Source organism: Ensifer sp. ENS09, from assembly GCF_014852425.1.
Classification (GTDB): domain Bacteria; phylum Pseudomonadota; class Alphaproteobacteria; order Rhizobiales; family Rhizobiaceae; genus Ensifer.
Genome location: NZ_JACVBP010000001.1, coordinates 1,579,872 through 1,598,377, shown reverse-complemented (window position 1 = coordinate 1,598,377; position 18,506 = coordinate 1,579,872). Strand labels below are relative to the sequence as shown.

Below are 18,506 nucleotides of genomic sequence, written 5' to 3'. Positions count from 1 at the left end.
GGAGCGAATGCTCGACAAACGCAAGTTCTACATCAACGGCGCCTGGGTGGACCCCATCGTCGCCAACGATCTCGAGGTGCTGAACCCGGCGACGGAAAAGCCGGTTGCGGTGATCTCGATGGGCACGGCCGCGGACATCGACCGGGCCGTTGCCGCCGCCAAGAAGGCCTTTGCCACCTACAGCCGGACGAGCGTCGAAGAACGCCTGGCGCTGCTTGAAAAGCTGCTTGCCGTCTACAAGCGCCGCTATGACGAGATGGTCGACACCATCACCATGGAACTTGGCGCGCCGAAGACCATGACCCGCGAACAGCAGGCCGATGTCGGCGTCGGCCACCTTCAGGGCTTCATCGATGCGCTAAAGCGCCTGAAGACCCGCGACCGGCTGCCGAATGGCGACGTGATCCTGCGCGAGCCGATCGGCGTTTGCGGGCTGATTACGCCCTGGAACTGGCCAATCAACCAGATCGCGCTGAAGGTGGTGCCGGCGCTCGCGACCGGTTCCACCTGCGTGTTGAAGCCGAGCGAGTTCACTCCGCTCAACGCCATGCTTTATGCCGAAATGGTGCATGAGGCGGGCTTCCCGGCCGGCGTCTTCAACCTCGTCAACGGTGACGGCATCAATGCCGGTGCGGCGCTGTCGAAGCATCCTGATATCGACATGATGTCGTTTACCGGCTCGACCCGCGCCGGCATCGCTGTCAGCAAGGATGCGGCCGAGACCGTCAAGCGCGTGACGCTGGAACTCGGTGGCAAGTCGCCGAACATCGTCTTTGCCGATGCCGATCTCGAAGACCGCGTTACGGGCAGCGTGCTCGAATGCTTCAACAATTCCGGCCAGTCCTGCGACGCGCCGACCCGCATGCTGGTGGAGCGCAGCGTTTACGACCAGGTGGTCGAGATCGCCAAGCGCGTCGGCCGCGAGGCGACGGTCGGCGACCCTACCCAGGAAGGCGGCCACATCGGTCCGCTCGTCAGCCACATCCAGTTCGGCCGGGTGCAGGCGCTGATCGAGGCCGGCATTGCCGAAGGCGCGCGTCTGCTCGTCGGCGGCGCCGGCAAGCCGGAGGGCTTCGAGACCGGCTACTTCGTCAAGCCGACGATCTTTGCCGACGTCAACAACGACATGCGCATCGCCCGCGAGGAGGTGTTCGGTCCGGTGCTTGCGATCATCCCCTTCGACACCGAGGAGGAAGCGATCGCCGTTGCCAACGACACCAATTACGGCCTTGCTGCCTATATCCAGACTGGCAACCCGGAGCGGGCCGAGCGGGTCGCCGCCCGCCTGCGCGCCGGCATGGTGCATATCAATGGCGGTCCGCACCGCTATGGCAGCCCGTTCGGAGGCTACAAGCAGTCGGGCAACGGTCGTGAAGGCGGCATCTTCGGTCTCGAGGACTTCCTCGAAGTGAAGACTGTCCACGTTCCTGACGCTGCCTGAAAACAGTGCCACACGGTTTGAACGACGGCCGTCGCAATCTGCGGCGGCCGTTTTTCTTCAGGCTTCTGCGCTGACAGGGCTGTCACCGGCCGTCCGCATCTGGTAGCTCGTCGGCTTCCCGCCTCAGACCGCGCCTTTCCGGATGCCTCCCGTGACCCAAGCTTCCCAATCCCATAACCGCGTTGCCATGGCTGCCCTTCTCATCGGCGGCGCTGCGATCGGTGGCTCGCCGATCTTCGTGCGGCTGTCGGAAGTGGGGCCGATGGCGACTGCCTTCTGGCGCGTGGCGTTGGCTCTGATCCCGCTTCTCGCCTGGACCTGGTTCCGCCCCGAGGGTGCTGGCGGGCGGCGGCCGGAAAAGCTCTCGGAATATGCGCTTCTGATCCTGCCCGGCGTGTTCCTGGCGATCGATCTCGGTGCCTGGCACTATGCGCTGACCAAGACATCGGTTGCCAATGCGACGTTGCTTGCCAATCTCGCGCCTGTCTTCGTGACGCTTGCCAGTTGGCTCTTGTTCCGGGCGCGGATCAGCATTGTCTTTGCGGTAGGGCTGGTGACGGCAGTCGCCGGTGTGATCACCCTCAAGGGCGGACCTATGGCGCTGGGTGATGGCAATCTGCTCGGCGATGGCGTCGCCGTGGTCGCGGCGATGTTTTATGCCGGCTACATCCTGGCGATCGGACAGCTGCGCAGTCTCTTCAGCACCGTACGCATCATGATCTGGAGCACGGCTTCGGCCGCGATCTGCATGCTGCCGATGGCCATCCTGTTCGAGCCGACGCTGTTGCCGCCGACGGCGTTCGGCTGGGCAATGTTGTTCGGGCTGGCCTTCGTCAGCCATGCCGGCGGGCAGGTGGCGATCACCTATGCACTCGCCTATCTGCCGCCCGCTTTTTCGTCGTTGACGCTTCTGCTCCAGCCGGTCGTGGCGGCGATCCTCGCCTGGGTCCTGCTTGCGGAGCCCGTCAGTCTGATGCAGGCGATCGGCGGGGCGATCGTCCTTGTCGGCATCCTGATCGCGCGACGCGGGTAGCGCCGCGCGACTTGACGTTTAACTCGAAATCTCAGAGGCCCGGTGGCGAAAAATTCGCCAGCCGCTCTTCGAGCTGGCGGATCGTGTCGGCATCCGCGTTGGCGAAGGCGAAGCGCAGGTAGTTTTCCTGGCCCTCGCCGAAATAGTCGCCGGGCAGGCAGACGACGCCGGCAAGCTTCGCCAACTTCTCGGCGATGAACTGCGAGTCGATATCCGGGTAGGGGTGGCGGACATAGGCGAAATAGGCGCCGACCGCCTGCAGCTTCCACTTTGGCAACCGGCTCATCACATCGCGCAGTGCATCGGCACGGGCCGCGATCTCGGCGCGGTTGCCCTCGCGCCAGTCGGCAAGCGCCGGGATCGCTTTGGCGACCGCAGCCTGGGCCGAGCGCGGCGCGCAGATCTGCAGGTTGTCCATGATCTTCGTCACCTGTTCGACGACGGCGGGGCCGGCGGTGATCGCGCCCAGGCGGTGACCCGGAATGCAGAAGGATTTCGAGAAGCTGTAGAGGCCGATGAAGCTATCCTGCCAGCCTTCGGTAGCCAGCAGGCCATGAGGTGCTGCGGACGCATCCGGCAGGAAGTCGCGATAGGTCTCGTCGAGGATCAGCCAGACGCCCTTGGCGCGGCAGGCCTCATGGATACGGGCGAGCAACTCCGGCGGATAGACAGCGCCGGTCGGGTTGTTGGGCGAAACGAGCGCAAGCGCGCGAATGCCGGGGTGAAGCGCTGCGGCGATCGCATCCACCTCCGGCAGGAAGCCGGCACCGGCGTCGCAGGGCACGAGTTCGACATTGATGCCGAGCATCGACAGCGTCGTTTCCTGGTTGAAGTAATAGGGGTTGGTCATCAGGATCGTGTCGCCCGCGCCGGCAATCGCCATCGCCGTGCAGATGAAGGCCTGGTTACAGCCCGAGGTGATGTGGATGTTGTCGGCCGTGACCGAAGCACCATAGAGCTCGGCAACATGGGCCGCATAGGCGTCACGCAGCACAGCTTCGCCCTCGATCGCGCCGTATCCGGTATAGGCGGTTGAGGCTGCGGCCTCACCGAGCCAGGCCAGCATATCCGGATGGGCGGAATAGCCGGGTACGGCCTGCGACAGGTCGATCAACGGGCCACGGGAGCCGTCGTAGGATTTCGCCCAGGCCAGCACCGAAGGCACGGGCGGCGGCGAGAGCTTTTCGACGAGCGGGTTGAAATGCGGCATGGGGGGCTTCCTGTGGGTTAGGCCTTGGCTTTGCGTTTCTGCGGACGATCGGTGCGGCGAGCATGGCTCGGCGCCGAAACCGGCTGAAAACCGTTCTTCTCCGATTTACGATCAGTCGGCTCGGATTTCGAGGTGCGGCTGCGAATAATCGTGCGCGCCGATGTCTGCAGTTCCGGCATCGGGTCGCTTTCGAGCGTTTCGAACATCCAGTCGATGAATATGCGCACGATCGGTGCCGCCAGCACCTCGTTGCGGCAGGCGACGAAGAAGGCGTCGTTGGCGGGCACCGTCAGGTCGAAGGGGGCGATCAACTCGCCGCGCGCGATCAGGCTGCCGGCGGTGATAGTGTCGCCAAGCGCCACGCCCTGGTTATGCAGCGCTGCCTCGGTCGAAAGCCGCGCGTCGCTCATGAAATGCTGCCGTCCGCGCTGCAGGTCGTTGGCGTCGGCTGCCGCCAGCCAGGTGTTCCACTCGCGTCCGTCGTCGCCATGCAGCATCACGTGGTCGCGCAGGTCCCGCACCGAGCGCAAGGGCCGCATGTTGAGCAGCGTCGGGCTGACGACGGGGAAAAGTTCCAGCCGGCTCCAGAGTTTTGCCCAGGCACCGGACCAATTGCCGTCACCGTAGATCAGGCAGACGTCGACATCGGGCGAATGCAGATAGGCCTCGTCGTTGGAGGCGATCAACGTCAGGCGCACGTCCGGATATTGCTCTGTAAAGAGGTGCAGCCGCGGGATCAGCCAGAAGGAGAGCAGCGCCGGGACGCAGGTGATGCGCAGCTCCCCACTCGTCGTCGGCCGTGTCATCGCCGCCGTTGCCGCGGCGATTTCGGCAAAGGCGTGGGTGACCGCCGGCAGCAGCAGCGCGCCCTGTGGTGTCAGTTTCAGCCGCTTGCCGCCGCGTTCGAACAGCGCCGCCTTGACCGAGAGTTCGAGCGCCCGGATCTGGTGGCTGATGGCACCGTGGGTGACGTTGAGTTCACGCGCGGCCGCCGAAACGGAGCCCCGCCGCGCCGTCGCTTCGAAGGCGCGCAAGGGGTTCAGGGGTGGCAGGCGGCTGGACAAATCGAGGCGTTCCGGCGGTTGATGTCATGTGAATTTTTCTCACACGAAACGCTATAACAATGTCAATTGATTTTCTAGGGGAATTGCCGCCTAATATTCATCAACAAAGGCGAAAACGCCTGGGGAACATGAACGCGCCGGACGAGCCGGCCCTTCCACGGACAAATCTCTGTGGCGCCTCTGCGCGCATGCCTCAGGCTATGGAAGACGGAGGATTGAACCTATGGCCTGGAACGACAACAAGCTTGCCGAACTGAAGGCGAAATACGGCGAGAGCCACGGGGGCGAACTGTTCGATCCGACCTTCCGCAAGGTCGCCGACAAGATCTTCAACAAGAGCGGCACGCGGCTTGCACCCTATTCCGGCATCCCGACCTTCCTGACGGCGCCGCATATGCCGGTTGACGCGGAAAACCCGGATTTCGGCAATCTGCAGGTGGCGATCGTCGGCATTCCCATGGATCTCGGAGTCACCAACCGCCCGGGCTCGCGCTTCGGACCGCGGGCGCTGCGAACGATCGAGCGCATCGGCCCCTATAACCACGTGCTCGGCTGCACGCCGGTGCAGGAGCTGCGCGTTGCCGACATTGGCGACGTGCCGTTCCAGAGCCGTTACCGGCTGGAACTCAGCCACGACGATATCGAGAAGCGGATCAACCAGATCGTCGATGCCGGCGTTCTGCCGCTGTCGGTTGGTGGCGACCATTCGATCACCCATCCGATCCTCAAGGCCGTCGGAAAGAAGCGCCCGGTCGGCATGATCCACATCGACGCCCATTGCGACACCGGCGGCGCCTACGACCTCACCAAATTCCACCACGGTGGCCCATTCCGCAACGCCGTGCTCGACGGCGTGCTTGATCCGACCCGTGTCGTGCAGATCGGCATCCGCGGCTCGGCCGAATATCTCTGGGAGTTCTCCTACGAGTCCGGCATGACCGTGATCCACGCGGAGGAAGTGACCGGTCTCGGCATTCCCGCGATCATCGAGAGGGCGAAGAAGATCGTCGGCGACGGGCCGACCTATCTGTCCTTCGACATCGACAGCCTCGATCCGTCCTTCGCGCCGGGCACCGGCACGCCGGAGGTCGGCGGTCTGACGACCCGCGAAGTGCTGGAATTGATCCGCGGTCTCAAGGGTATCAACCTCGTCGGCGGCGACGTCGTCGAAGTGGCGCCGCAGTATGACTCGACCACCAACACGGCCCATGCGGGTGCGCAGGTGCTCTTCGAAATCCTGAGCCTCATGGTCTTCAGCCCGGCGATCACCGGCAAGTCCGCCTGAGGCCTGACTAAGGGTTCGTCGGCTGCCGGACCGGAAACGGCGGCCGACCCCAGACTGCACAATCACAAAGCTTCCGGGTAGGGGAATTACCATGACGATCCATACCAAACTGAAGACAGCCTTCGCCGCCGCCCTGATGCTCGGGGCCGCCGCAGGCATCGCCAAGGCCGACGCGCTCGCCGATATCAAGTCCGCCGGCCAGATCAATGTCGGCATCTTCTCCGACTTCCCGCCGTTCTCCTCGGCCAGCGCCGACATGAGCATCAAGGGCTACGATGTCGACGTGGCGCAGCAGATCGCCGATGACCTCGGCGTCAAGCTCAACCTTGTCAGCGTCACCGGCCAGAACCGCATTCCCTATCTCAACGACAAGCGCGTCGACATCCTGATGAGCGTCGGCTTCTCCAAGGAGCGCGCCGAGGTGATCGATTTTGCCGCGGCCTATGCGCCTTACTACATCGCCGTCATCGGCCCGGCCGAACTCAAGGTCGCCGGCAAGGAAGACCTCGCCGAGAAGACCATTGCCGTCAACCGTGGCACGCTCGAAGACACCTCGCTCACCGAGGCAGCGCCGGCCAGTGCCGACATCCAGCGCTTCGACAACTACAATGCTGTTATCCAGGCCTTCATTTCCGGCCAGACGCAGCTGATGGTCGTCGGCAACGACGTCGGCGCCCAGGTGCTGGCCCGTCAGGAGGCGCTGAAGCCGGAACAGAAGTTCCAGCTTCTGACCTCGCCGTCGCATATCGGCCTCAACAAGAGCGAGGATGGCCTGAAGAAGGCGGTCAACGACTCCGTTGCCAAAATGCTCTCGGACGGCAAGTTGAACGCGAGCTCGGAGGCCTGGCTGAAGACGCCGCTCAACCCCGACAACCTCAAGGACTAACAAGCTCCGTGGCCGCGAGGGCGATCCCCTCGCGGCCCGCTTGAGGAAAGGTTGCGACGATGGGCTACGGCCTCAGCTTCGGTTGGCTCAAGGACGCCGCGGGCGCGATTGCCCATGGCGCGGCCATGACCGTGTTCCTGATCGCCTGCACCACGGTGCTCGGCATCCTGATCAGCATTCTCTTTGCCGCCGCCCGCCGCAGCCACTACGGCGTCCTGCGCAAGGCGGTGGCCGTTTACGTCGAAGTCGTCAGGAACACGCCGTTCCTGGTGCAGCTGTTCTTCATCTATTTCGGCCTGCCGAGCCTCGGCATAAGGCTCGACCCGATCGTCGCGGCCATCGTCGCCATGACGCTCAACATGGCGGCCTATACGACCGAGATCGTCGGTGCGGGTCTCGATGCGGTGCCGAAGGGGCAGAGCGAGGCGGCGTTTGCGCTCGGGCTGAAGCCGCGCCAGGTCTTCGTCAAGATCATCCTGCCGCAGGCGCTGAAGGTGATTTTCCCGGCGCTCACCAGCCAAGTCATCATCATGATGCTGGAATCGGCCGTCGTCTCGCAGATCGCGGTGCGCGAGTTGGCGCATGAGGCGGACCTGCTGCAGGCGCGCACGTTCCGTTCGTTCGAGACCTATTTCGTCGTCACGCTGATCTATCTCGGCCTGTCGATGGCGCTTCGACGGCTGTTCGTCGCCGGCGGTCGCCGCGTGCTTGGAGCGGGCGTGTCATGATCGAGTTCACCTTCTGGGACATCCTGCGCAACCTGATCTTCGCCACCCGCTGGACGGTGCTTCTGTCGGCCGTCGCCTTTGCCGGCGGGGCCGCGGTCGGGCTTGCTATCCTCGCCGCACGGATCTCCGAGCGCCGCTGGGCTCGGCGCTTCGGCTCCGGCTACATCGCGCTTTTCCAGGGCACGCCGCTCCTGATGCAGCTGTTCCTGATGTTCTTCGGCCTGCCGATGCTTGGTTTCCGCATCGAGCCGTGGACAGCCGCCGCCCTTGGGCTCACCTTCTATGCCAGCGCCTATCTCGCCGAAATCTGGCGCGGCGGGGTGGAAGCGTTGCCGCGCGGTCAATGGGACGCCGGTGCGAGCCTCGGGCTCCATCGTCTGCAGGAGTTGCGGCTCGTCATCCTGCCGCAGGCCTTCGCGATCACCCGGCCGGCGGCCGTCGGCTTTCTCGTGCAGTTGATCAAGAGCACGGCGCTTACCTCGATCATCGGCTTCGAGGAGCTTCTCAGAACCGCGAATGCGATCAATAATGCAACCTTCGAACCTTTCACGGTCTATGGGCTGGTCGCGGTGATCTTCTTCGTGTTGTGTTATCCGCTGACACAATATTCGCGCATGCTGGAGCGCAAAACAGCCGCGCACTGAGACTGAAAATGTGCAAGAAATCAAACAGAACAGGGAACAAGGCGGATCACCGCCGGAACAAAGGAGAACGCGAATGATCACCACTTCCATCAAGCGCCGGACGCTGCTCGGCGCCGGCCTTGCCGGCGCTTCGATGCTGGCAATGCCGTCGATCCTGCGCGCGCAGGACAAGTCACTGAAGGTCGGCGTCTATGGCGGCTACTTCAAGGATTCGTTCGACAAGAACATCTTCCCGGAATTCACCAAGGCGACCGGCATTGCGGTTGAATCGATCGCGGAGCCGACCGGCGAAGCCTGGCTTGTCCAGCTCGAGCAGGCCGCCCGCGCCGGCCAGGCACCGGCCGACGTCTCGATGATGTCGCAGGTGGCGATGCTGAAGGGACAGTCCACCGAACTCTGGACCCCGCTCGACACCGCCAAGATGAAGAACGCGTCGAACCTGCTCGATCGTTTCGTCAACAAGTATCCGGATGGCCGCATCGCCGGCATCGGTGCCGTTTCCTGGTACATCACGCTGGTGACCAACACCGACGTCTACAAGGAAGCGCCGACCTCCTGGTCCGCCTTCTGGGATCCGGCAAATGCCGACAAGCTCGGCCTGCTGGCGCTCGTTTCCAACTCGTTCCTGCTCGAAGTGACGGCCAAGACCTTCATGGGCGGCACCAATGCGCTCGACACGGAAGAGGGTCTGCTCAAGGCCTTCGACAAGCTGGCCGAAGTCAAGCCGAACGTTCGCCTCTGGTACCGCGACGAAGCGCAGTTCGAGCAGTCGCTGAAGTCGGGCGAAATCCCGATGGGCCAGTACTATCACGACGTGACCGGCCTTGCGGCTGCCGACGGCCATCCTGTCCGTTCCACCTTCCCGAAGGAAGGCGGCATCCAGGATTCCGGTTGCTGGGCGTTGTCGCGCGCCTCGCAGAAGTCGGAGGAAGCCCATATCTTCATCGACTACATGTGCCAGCCCTCGATCCAGGCGACTTTGTCACGGAAAGTCGGCACGTCGCCGACCGTCAAGCGCGAGGTCACGGACTTGACCGACAAGGAATTCGCAGCCGTTTCGTCGGACATCGAGCCGATCATTCCGCGCTACGATCTCTACCAGACCAAGTCGGATTGGCTGAACCAGAAGTGGACCGAGCTGATCGTCGGCTGATCCCGACTGCTCTCCGCTTGCTGGGGAGCGCCAAAGCGTAACGACGGGGAGGGGCTTTCAGCCGCTCCCCGCCTGAACCCCTCCCATGAGGCGGAGGGGCCTTTCCCGCGGAGAAACAATGTCCGGACTTGCCCTTCAAAACGTCGTCAAGGAATTCGGAGCCTTCAGGGCCGTCAACAATGTCGACTTGACCGTGCCGCATGGCACCTTCGTCTGCATGCTCGGACCATCAGGCTGCGGCAAGACCACGCTGCTGCGCATGATCGCCGGTCTCGATCTGCCGACCGGCGGGGCGATCCGGCTCGACGGCGAGGACATCACTCGGGTGCCGACGCACAAGCGCAATCTCGGCATGGTGTTCCAGTCGCTGGCACTGTTTCCGCACCTGACCGTTGGCGAGAACATCGCCTATCCCTTGCGCATCCGCGGTGCGGCAAAAGAAGACCAGAAGAAGCGCGTCGACGAACTCCTGTCGATGATCCATCTCTCCGGCTATGCCGACCGGCCGGTTGCCAAACTCTCCGGCGGCCAGCGCCAGCGCGTGGCAATCGCCCGCGCTCTGTCGATCTCGCCGAAACTGTTCCTGCTCGACGAGCCGCTTTCGGCGCTCGACGCAAAGCTGCGCGAGGCGATGCAGGTGGAACTGCGCCAGCTGCAGCAGAAGCTCGGCATCACCACCATCGTCGTCACCCACGACCAGCGCGAAGCGATGACCATGGCCGATACCGTCGTCGTCATGAGCGGCGGCGAGATCCGCCAGGCCGCGTCGCCGATCGAAATCTATCGCCGCCCCGCCGACAGCTTCGTCGCCGACTTCATCGGCCAGACCAACCTACTCGACGTTCAGGGCGACAGTTCCGGCCGTGCCGTGGTGCTCGGCCAGGCGATCCCCGGCCTCGCGCTCCCGAACGGTGCCGCCAAGGGCACGCTGTCGGTGCGGCCAGAAGACGTGCACCTGACCGCGCCCGGCGCCGGCGCACTCACCGGCAAGGTCACCTTCGTGCGTGACCTCGGCGGCACGATCGAAACCTTCGTCGATATCGCCGGCCACCAGATCGTCGCCGTCTCGACGCCGCGCGCCCGGCCCGACGTTTCCGTCGGCCAGGAGGTCGGCATCGCGCTCACTCCGGATGTCTGCGTGGTGCTGAAGAAATGAGACGCGAACCGCCCCAAACCCTTGGCGACTACCTGCCGCTCCTCTTTCCGGCGGCCATGCTGACGATCTTCTTCGTCGTGCCCTTCGGCACGATGATCGCCGTCAGCTTCTTCCAGCGCCAGCAGGGCGGCTTCTATACGCCGGCCTTCGTCTTCGACAATTACGCCCGCTTCCTCTCGGTCTTTTTCGGCGGTGTGCTCGGCTTTTCGCTGATGCTCGCCGTCATCGTGGCGATCTGCTGCGTCGTGCTCGCCTTGCCCTTCACCTACATGCTGACGCGCATGGCGCGGAAGGTACAGGTCGTGTGGCTGGTGGCGCTCCTGTCGATCCTGTCGCTCTCGGAAGTCATCATCGGCTTTGCCTGGTCGACGCTGTTTTCGCGCACTGCCGGGATCACCAACATTCTCGTCGCGCTCGGGGTCATGGCGGAGGCCAAGGCGTTGACGCCGAGCTTCGGCGCGGTTCTGACCGGCATGGTCTACCAGGCTTTCCCCTATACGGTTCTGGTGCTCTTTCCGGCGCTCGTGCGTCTCGACCCCACCTTAACCGAGGCTGCCAGAACGCTTGGGGCCTCGCCGCTCAAAGCCTTCTTCACCGTGGTCGTGCCGGCGCTACGCAACACCATCACCGCGACGCTGATCATGGTGTTCATCTTCGCGCTCGGCTCCTATCTGTTGCCGCAGCTTCTCGGCCGGCCGCAGCACTGGACGCTGTCGGTGCTGATCACCGACCAGGCGATCTACCAGTCGAACATGCCGTTTGCCGCCGCCATGGCCGTGTTCCTCGTGCTGGTCACGCTCGGGCTCGTGGCGCTCACTGTGATTGCTGGACGCAAGGGAGAAGCGGCATGACCTCGATCTTCCGCAAGGCCTATTTCTTCCTGATCGGCCTGTTCCTGTCGTTGCCGCTGATTGTCGTTGCCGGCGTTTCGGTCAACGAGAAGCAGACGCTCGCCTTTCCGCCACAGGGCTTTTCGCTCTCCTGGTACGGTGAGATCTTCCTCAATCCGGAATGGCGCAATGCGCTCTTCGCCTCGGTGACGCTGGCGGTGCTTTCGGCAGCGCTTGCGGTTGCGATTGCGCTGCCGCTCTCCTGGTTCCTGTGGCGGCGCATAGCCCCCTGGGCGAACATCTTCCAGCTCCTGGGCGTGGCACCGTTCACGCTACCGCCGGTTATCACCGCGCTCGGCATGCTCACCTTCTGGGCGACCGTCGGTTTCTATGGCCAGCCCTGGACGGCCGTCGTCAGCCACGCGATCTTCTTCGTGACGCTGCCGCTGGTGACGCTGTCGCTCGGCTTCACCTCGATCGACCGGTCTCTGGTTGAGGCTGCCTCGACCATGGGGGCTGACGAACGCACGATCTTCCGCACCGTCGTGCTGCCGCTGATCCTGCCCTATATCGTATCGGGCTACGCTTTCGCCTTCGTGCTGTCGCTCAACGAGTACATCGTTGCCTACATGACGGTCGGCTTCACGGTGGAAACGCTACCGATCAAGATCTTCAATGCGCTGCGCTACGGCTATACGCCGACCATGGCCTCGGTGACGGTTCTCTTCGTCACGACCGCCGCGGTGATCTTCAGCCTTGTCGCCCGTTTCGGCGACCTGCCGAAGCTGCTCGGCGCCATGTCGTCGGATGGAAAATGATGAAGCTCGCTGCCCTTCAGATGCAATCGGCGGCGGGTGACGTCGCCGCCAATCTCGACCGCATTGCCCGTGCCGCGGCGGAAGCCGCGGCCCAAGGGGCGACACTGCTTTTGACGCCCGAGCTCGGCGTCACCGGCTACGGCGCCGGAGAAGCGCTGACGGCACTCGCCGAAGCGCCTGACGGTGCGATCGTTCAGCGCCTCAAGGCGATCTCGGCGGAAACCGGCATTGCGCTCATCGCCGGCTTTGCCGAGCGCGACGGCGACGACGTCTATAACAGCGCCGTCTATGTCGATGGCGATGCCGCGCCGGTCGTCTACCGCAAGTCCCATCTCTACGGCGACTATGAGCGTTCGATCTTCCGCGCGCCGGAGCCGTCGACGCGGCTCTTCACACATCGTGGCGTCACCTGCGGCATGCTGATCTGCTACGATGTCGAGTTTCCGGAAAACGTCCGGCGCCTGGCGCTTGCCGGGGCGCAAGCCGTTCTGGTGCCGACGGCGCTGCCGGCGGGCTGGTCCGGCGATTTCATCGCCGAGCACATGATCCAGACGCGCGCCTTCGAGAACCAGGTGTTCGTCGCCTACATCAACCATTGTGGTTCGGACCCGCTGTTCTCCTTTGCCGGGCTGTCGCGCATTGCAGCACCCGACGGGCAGCTGCTCGCCAAAGCGGGATCGGGGCAGGAGGCCGTGCTCCTCGTCGACATCGACCCCAAGACCTACGCAATCTCCCGCCTTGAAAACACCTATCTCGGCGATCTCAATCGCCGTTGAGCGGGCGCCGATTGCAGTTGCGTCTCAACGACGACAGCGCTGACCGGTCGTTTGTTGTTCACCTGAGGAGAACGTTCTGTTCTCTATTGGTCCACTGTCGGAAACGATAGGACATCCCATATGGTGCTCAACAGCAATGCCAACGCATTGGAGGCAATCATGAGCTTGCAACTGTCTGGGATCCATCACCTGACGGCGATCACCGCCAACGCACCGGAAAACCTGCGCTTCTACACCGAAGTGCTCGGGCTGCGGCTGGTCAAGAAGACCGTCAACCAGGACGACACCACCGCCTACCACCTCTTCTATGCCGACGGGCGCGCAACGCCCGGAACGGACCTGACCTTCTTCGACTGGCCGGTCGGGCCGGAAGGGCGCGGTACGCACAGCATCTCGCGCACGGGCCTTCGGGTCGGTAGCACCGAAACCGTTCGCTGGTGGAAGGACCGCTTCGACCAACTCAAGGTCACGGCAGGTGATGTCGTCGCGATCGACGGTCGCACCTCGCTTGATTTCGAGGATGGAGAAGGCCAGCGTTTCCGGTTGGTCGAGGACGGCGAGCTTCAGCCCTCGCACCCCTGGGAAAAGAGCCCGGTCCCGGCCGAGCACCAGATCAAGGGGCTCGGACCGATCACCATCAGCGTGCCGGACATAACCAACACCGAGCTCGTCCTCACGCATGTGATGAACATGAGCAAGGCCCGGACCTATGCGTCGCCGGATGGCGAAGGCGAGGTTCATGTCTTCACCATGGGGGAGGGTGGTCCTGCGGCCGAACTGCATGTCGCGGTTCAGCCGGGTCTGCCGATTGCCCGGCAGGGCGCCGGTGCCGTGCATCACGTCGCTTTCCGGGCGCCTGACAATGCGGCGCTGACGGAGTGGACGGAACGGCTCAACGGCTTCCGCCTGCCGTCGAGCGGCGAGGTCGAGCGCTACTACTTCCGTTCGCTCTACTTCCGCGAACCGAATGGCGTTCTCTTCGAGATCGCCACCGACGGTCCCGGTTTCGCCGTCGACGAACCGATGGAAACGCTTGGCGAAAGCCTGTCGCTGCCACCGTTCCTGGAGCCGAAGCGCGCCCAGATCGAGGCACGGCTGAAGCCGCTCGTCTAACGGTCTGATCCGATCGAAAAGCCGGGGTTTGTGCCCGGCTTTTTTGTCTCTATCCCCCTGATCCCGTTGGACATCGGTTTCGCGCGGACCCATCATGACCGCTGTTGCGTTATCTCTATCGATCGCATGCCGCCCTCGCTCTTCGAGGCGCGCCCGCACGGACTTGGAGTAGGAAGGACCAGATCCCATGACGAAAATCCTCGGAATTTCCGGGAGCCTGCGCAAGGCGTCGTTCAACACCGGCCTGATGCGCGCGGCTGCGGAAAATCTGCCCGATGGCGTCGCGTTCGACACCGCGACGCTGCACGGGATCCCGCTCTATGACGGCGATGTCGAAAAGGAGAGCGGCATTCCTGATGCCGTGACGGCGCTGAAGCAGAAGGTGATGGCCGCCGACGGCGTCATCCTGTTCACGCCGGAATACAACAACTCCATCCCCGGCGTGTTCAAGAACGCGATCGACTGGATGAGCCGGCCTTCCGCAGATATCGCCAAGGTGTTTCGCGGCCGGCCCTTCGCGCTTGCCGGTAGCTCGCCCGGCAATTTCGGCACCATCCTCAGCCAGAACGCCTGGCTGCCGATCATGCGCACGCTCGGCGCCGAACTCTGGTCCGGCAAGCGGCTGATGCTGCCCAAGGCGGATACGCTTTTCGATGAGGCGGGGACGCTGACCGATGCCGATGCTCGCGACCGGCTCGTCGCCTTCGTCAAGGCATTTGCCGATTTTGCCGGCGCAGAGGGAGCGCGGTAGGCTGCGAATACTCTGGCGCTGGGGCTTCCTCGCCATCGCGGATACCGGTGGGTACGAATGCTCGGGCAAAGCCCGAGCATGAGGGAGCGAAAGTTTTTCGCTTTCCGAAAGCGTTCGCCGAATGGCCTGAGGAACCCTTAGAGTCCCTTGTCCTGCAGCCATTGCTGGATAGCCTCGATATCCGGCGCACCGATCTCGTGACCCATATCGAGTTCGACCGAGGTCAGGTCCGTACCAGTGCGGGCGAGGCGTGGAGCGAAGTCGCCATAGCTGTCGTGCTTGCCGGTCAAGAGCAGCACCTTCGTACCCGAAAGATCCGGCGGCGGCACGTCGTCAAGCACGAGCATCGAGCGCATCAGCACGACATTTCGGATGAGTCCCGGATGCAGGAGCATCAGCGCCACCAGCAGGTTGGCGCCGTTGGAGTAGCCGATGAAGACGGTCTTCTCGAGATCGATGCGGTAGCCGTCGCGCGCGCCTTCGACGAAGGCAGCGAAGGCTTCGGCTTCCGAGCGCACATCCTTTTGGTCGAAGGTCGTCGGTGAATAGCGGCGGAACCAGCGTGGCGTTCCTTCCTCGTTCGATCGGCCACGAATGCCGACGAGCGTCGCTTCGCGGTCGACCTGGTGCGCGAGATGAAGAAGCTGCGTTTCGTTGGCGCCGCTGCCGTGCAACAGCATGAAGGTGCGGTCATCGAGCACGTCAGGATGATAGAAGCGGTGCACGAAGGGCAGGTCGCGCTCGGTCAGCCGCGGTTCTCCCGGCAGCGCGAACTGCGGCATGGCGAGCAGCATTTCTTCGCGCGCGGCGCTGAAATGCGCGGGCACGAAGAGCTCGGTGCCGAGCGTTTCCTTGGGTTCGTCGACGGTGAAGCCGGGAACGTCGCTGGCCAGCTCGTAGAGCGACCCACCGGGTTCGCGGACGTAGAGCGAATAGAAATATTTGCGGTCATGCGCGTTGATTGCGCCGGCACCGTCGCGCTTCAGGTCGTCGTGCACCCGCTCCACGGCCGCGCGGTCCGGAGCGCGAAAAGCGATGTGATCGATCGTTCCGGTTCCGGGTGCCGACGTCCAGAAGCCGGTCGCGTTGCGCACGTCGATGGTATCGCCGGAGGTGGAGGTGAGCCGCCGGATCGCATCGGTTGCGCCGGTTTCCGTGTAGCCGAAATGGGACGTCAGGAAGCGAACGGATTCCTCCGGCTTTTCGGTGAGGATCGTGGCGCCGCGCAGGCGGCGGATCGCGTCTTCAGCGGGGATATCGCGCGTACTCCAGGGGGGTGCACCCGAAACCGCCTCGGTGCCGACGAGCTTGACGATGACACCGTCCGGATCCTTGAGCCGCAGCACCGGCTCGCCGAATTCCTGCGCCGGCCCTGATGTGGCGATGTTGAACTGCAGCGCGCGGGTCAGCCAAAAGCCGATGCTTTCAGGCCGGATGGCAAAGGCGATCTCGCTCGGCTGGCCATGGCCGACACGACCGCGACCGCCGTCCTCCCACATCAGGAAGGTCACGAGCGAACCCGGCGACCCCTCGGCGTCGCCGTAGAAGAGGTGCAGCTGGTTGGCGTCCTCATAGCCGCCCGTCCGCTTGACGAGGCGCATGCCGAGGAAGCCGACATAGAAGTCGATGTTTGCCTGGACTTTCCGGGCAATCAGGGTGATGTGGTGGATGCCGCTCGTCATTCTTTAGTCCCTCATGATCGTCGTCCCACAAAACACGATGTGTCCCGCGAGCACCAGAAGCGTCGCCGAGAACGCAGTGTCAACGCAGGAGGATCAATCACGATCCTTGTCGAGGAACGCCTTGAAAGCCTCTCCGTATTTCGGATGCCAGCGCGACAGCGGCGGCCGGTTCTCGACGATGTCGCCGGCGGCCCAGAGGATGCGCCGTTCGTCGGTGGCGCGGGGCACGTCGTTATCCGGGCAGAGAATGTAGAAATCGCCGCGCGCCAGGCTCTCCATCATGAAGTCGACCGTCTGTTCCGACGTCCAGGCGCCGGCCGGTTTTTCCGTGCGGCCGCCAGCCGTCAGCCCTGTGTAGACGAAACCGGGGATCAGCAGGTGCGCATGGACCTGGCTTCCGGCCGTGTTGCGCAGTTCGTGCTCCAGCGCCTCGGTAAAGACCTTCACGCCCGCCTTGGAGACGTTGTAGGCCGGGTCACCTGGCGGCGTGGTGATGCCCTGTTTCGAGCCGGTGTTGATGATGACGGCCGCCTTGCCATGGGCGATCATCCGGGATGCAAAGACGCGCGAACCGTTGATCACGCCCCAGAGATTGACACCGAGCGTCGCCTCCCAGGCGGCCAGGGGGCCAAGGATCGCGCTGCCGGGCTGGATGCCGGCATTGTTCATGAGCACATGCACGTCGCCGAGTTGCCGATGCACCTCCCGTTCGAGTGCTTCGAGCGCGTCGAGCCGCGAAACGTCGGTTGCAATCGCCGTGACGTGCTGCGCCCCGCCCGGGGCGGCGGCTGCGACGTCGCTGGCAGCCTTATCCAGTTTCTCGCCTGCGAGGTCGGTGAGCACGACGCGCATGCCGAGCGTCGCGAAGTGCCGGGCGGCGGCAAGGCCGATGCCGGACGCAGCACCGGTAACGACGGCGACATTGCCGGGGGCGAAGGCAGGATGGGACATGGCGAAGCTCCTGTGGCGGGGTCGAGTGCCAAGAGATAGGGCGCCAAGGGCAGGCTGTCCATGCGCATATCGGCGGGGACGCTTCGAAAAACCAAGTGTTTTCAGGGTTGTATCTTGCCACCTGCGATGCCGGCACTACTTGAAGTTTTGGGCGCCAACGCCCGAGCGAACGCATGTGGTGGATGGAACGATGAACGAAATGACAGCCCGCAACGAAAAGCGCACCCCTTGCGAAAGCTGTCCCTTGCGCAAGCTCGATCATTTTCGCGCCTTTACCGGCGAAGAACTGGCCTTCGTTTCGCAGTTCAAGACCGGTGAACTGGCAGTCGACGGCGGCGCGACGATTCTTGTCGAAGGCGCGCACAGCGCCCACCTCTTCACCGTGCTTTCCGGCTGGGGCTTCCGCTACAAGATGCTCGATGACGGTCGCCGCCAGATCCTCAATTATGTGATGCCCGGCGACCTGATCGGCCTGCAGGGCAGCCTGATGGGTGAGATGCAGCATTCGATCGAAGCACTGTCGCCCGTTACCCTTTGCGTCTTCGAGCGCGGCAAGCTCAATCGTCTGTTCGAGAACTACCCCGAGCTTGCCTATGATCTCACCTGGATCGCGGCGCGCGAGGAGCGCATTCTGGACGAAAACCTCTTGAGCATCGGCCGCCGATCCGCGCTGGAGCGAGCCGCCTATCTCATCGCCTTCCTCTATCAGCGGGCGGAGGTGCTCGATCTCTTCAGCAACAGCCGCGTCGCCATTCCGATCAGCCAGCAGCACGTGGCCGACACGCTCGGCCTTTCGATCGTTCACACCAACAAGACGCTGAAGAAGCTCGCCGAACGCGGCCTGATCCGCTGGGCGGAGAAGGGCTGCAATGTCCGCGATATCGATGGGCTTCTGGCGATTTCCGGCTGGGAAGGGCTGCGCGAGCCGAAGCGGCCGTTCATCTGACGCGCCCCGTCATATGCGATCGATGCGGCGCTTTGGCCG

At 63.7% G+C, this 18,506-nt stretch carries 18 protein-coding genes; 14 read left to right on the top strand and 4 right to left on the bottom strand.

Annotation, left to right across the window (positions count from 1 at the left end; translation table 11 throughout):
- Window positions 1-7 precede the first annotated feature (7 nt).
- On the top strand, window positions 8-1,441 hold the full coding sequence (locus tag IB267_RS07955; RefSeq protein WP_192447099.1) for an aldehyde dehydrogenase family protein: 1,434 nt from the start codon (window positions 8-10) through the stop codon (window positions 1,439-1,441).
- 142 nt (window positions 1,442-1,583) lie between these two features.
- Window positions 1,584-2,474, top strand: coding sequence for a DMT family transporter (locus IB267_RS07950; RefSeq protein ID WP_371742507.1), 891 nt, complete (start codon window positions 1,584-1,586; stop codon window positions 2,472-2,474).
- A 31-nt stretch (window positions 2,475-2,505) separates the two neighbouring features.
- Here IB267_RS07950 and IB267_RS07945 read toward each other — a convergent pair whose 3' ends face one another.
- Together IB267_RS07945 and IB267_RS07940 are read right to left on the bottom strand one after the other, a co-directional pair.
- A complete protein-coding gene (locus IB267_RS07945) occupies window positions 2,506-3,684 on the bottom strand; it encodes an aminotransferase (protein WP_192447098.1) in 1,179 nt (392 codons plus the stop codon).
- Window positions 3,685-3,701: 17 nt separating this feature from the next.
- The gene (locus tag IB267_RS07940; RefSeq protein ID WP_192447097.1) at window positions 3,702-4,748 is read right to left on the bottom strand and encodes a LysR substrate-binding domain-containing protein; all 1,047 of its coding nucleotides are present in this window, start codon (window positions 4,746-4,748) and stop codon (window positions 3,702-3,704) included.
- 223 nt (window positions 4,749-4,971) lie between these two features.
- On the opposite strand from IB267_RS07940, the gene speB reads away from it, so the two are divergent.
- The 11 genes from speB (at window position 4,972) to IB267_RS07885 (ending at window position 14,888) form a co-directional block, all read left to right on the top strand.
- On the top strand, window positions 4,972-6,033 hold the full coding sequence (speB, locus tag IB267_RS07935) for an agmatinase (RefSeq protein ID WP_192447096.1): 1,062 nt from the start codon (window positions 4,972-4,974) through the stop codon (window positions 6,031-6,033).
- A 91-nt stretch (window positions 6,034-6,124) separates the two neighbouring features.
- On the top strand, window positions 6,125-6,919 hold the full coding sequence (locus tag IB267_RS07930; protein ID WP_043611273.1) for a transporter substrate-binding domain-containing protein: 795 nt from the start codon (window positions 6,125-6,127) through the stop codon (window positions 6,917-6,919).
- Window positions 6,920-6,978: 59 nt separating this feature from the next.
- Window positions 6,979-7,647, top strand: a complete 669-nt coding sequence (locus IB267_RS07925) for an amino acid ABC transporter permease (protein ID WP_192447095.1) — start codon at window positions 6,979-6,981, stop codon at window positions 7,645-7,647.
- Window positions 7,644-8,291, top strand: coding sequence for an amino acid ABC transporter permease (locus IB267_RS07920; RefSeq protein ID WP_192447094.1), 648 nt, complete (start codon window positions 7,644-7,646; stop codon window positions 8,289-8,291). The genes IB267_RS07925 and IB267_RS07920 overlap by 4 nt, the downstream gene beginning before the upstream one ends.
- 73 nt (window positions 8,292-8,364) lie before the next feature.
- Window positions 8,365-9,444, top strand: coding sequence for a PotD/PotF family extracellular solute-binding protein (locus IB267_RS07915; RefSeq protein WP_192447093.1), 1,080 nt, complete (start codon window positions 8,365-8,367; stop codon window positions 9,442-9,444).
- 118 nt (window positions 9,445-9,562) lie between these two features.
- On the top strand, window positions 9,563-10,600 hold the full coding sequence (locus IB267_RS07910) for an ABC transporter ATP-binding protein (RefSeq protein WP_192447092.1): 1,038 nt from the start codon (window positions 9,563-9,565) through the stop codon (window positions 10,598-10,600).
- On the top strand, window positions 10,597-11,451 hold the full coding sequence (locus IB267_RS07905) for an ABC transporter permease (RefSeq protein WP_192447091.1): 855 nt from the start codon (window positions 10,597-10,599) through the stop codon (window positions 11,449-11,451). The genes IB267_RS07910 and IB267_RS07905 overlap by 4 nt, the downstream gene beginning before the upstream one ends.
- Window positions 11,448-12,248, top strand: coding sequence for an ABC transporter permease (locus IB267_RS07900; protein WP_043611279.1), 801 nt, complete (start codon window positions 11,448-11,450; stop codon window positions 12,246-12,248). The genes IB267_RS07905 and IB267_RS07900 overlap by 4 nt, the downstream gene beginning before the upstream one ends.
- Complete coding sequence (locus tag IB267_RS07895; RefSeq protein WP_192447090.1) at window positions 12,245-13,024, top strand: carbon-nitrogen hydrolase family protein; 780 nt, start codon at window positions 12,245-12,247, stop codon at window positions 13,022-13,024. The genes IB267_RS07900 and IB267_RS07895 overlap by 4 nt, the downstream gene beginning before the upstream one ends.
- 159 nt (window positions 13,025-13,183) lie before the next feature.
- Entirely contained in the window at window positions 13,184-14,137 is a 954-nt protein-coding gene (locus IB267_RS07890) for a ring-cleaving dioxygenase (RefSeq protein WP_192447089.1), read from the top strand.
- A 187-nt stretch (window positions 14,138-14,324) separates the two neighbouring features.
- The gene (locus tag IB267_RS07885) at window positions 14,325-14,888 is read left to right on the top strand and encodes an NADPH-dependent FMN reductase (RefSeq protein WP_192447088.1); all 564 of its coding nucleotides are present in this window, start codon (window positions 14,325-14,327) and stop codon (window positions 14,886-14,888) included.
- A 137-nt stretch (window positions 14,889-15,025) separates the two neighbouring features.
- Here the strand turns inward: IB267_RS07885 and IB267_RS07880 are convergent, their stop codons facing one another.
- Window positions 15,026-16,570 (bottom strand): VOC family protein, encoded by a 1,545-nt coding sequence (locus tag IB267_RS07880; protein WP_192447087.1) that lies wholly within the window; start codon window positions 16,568-16,570, stop codon window positions 15,026-15,028.
- Between the two features lie 93 nt (window positions 16,571-16,663).
- Complete coding sequence (locus tag IB267_RS07875) at window positions 16,664-17,521, bottom strand: SDR family NAD(P)-dependent oxidoreductase (RefSeq protein WP_192447086.1); 858 nt, start codon at window positions 17,519-17,521, stop codon at window positions 16,664-16,666.
- 190 nt (window positions 17,522-17,711) lie between these two features.
- Between IB267_RS07875 and IB267_RS07870 the strand changes: the two genes are divergently transcribed.
- Complete coding sequence (locus IB267_RS07870) at window positions 17,712-18,467, top strand: Crp/Fnr family transcriptional regulator (protein WP_043611289.1); 756 nt, start codon at window positions 17,712-17,714, stop codon at window positions 18,465-18,467.
- The last annotated feature ends 39 nt before the right edge of the window (window positions 18,468-18,506 follow it).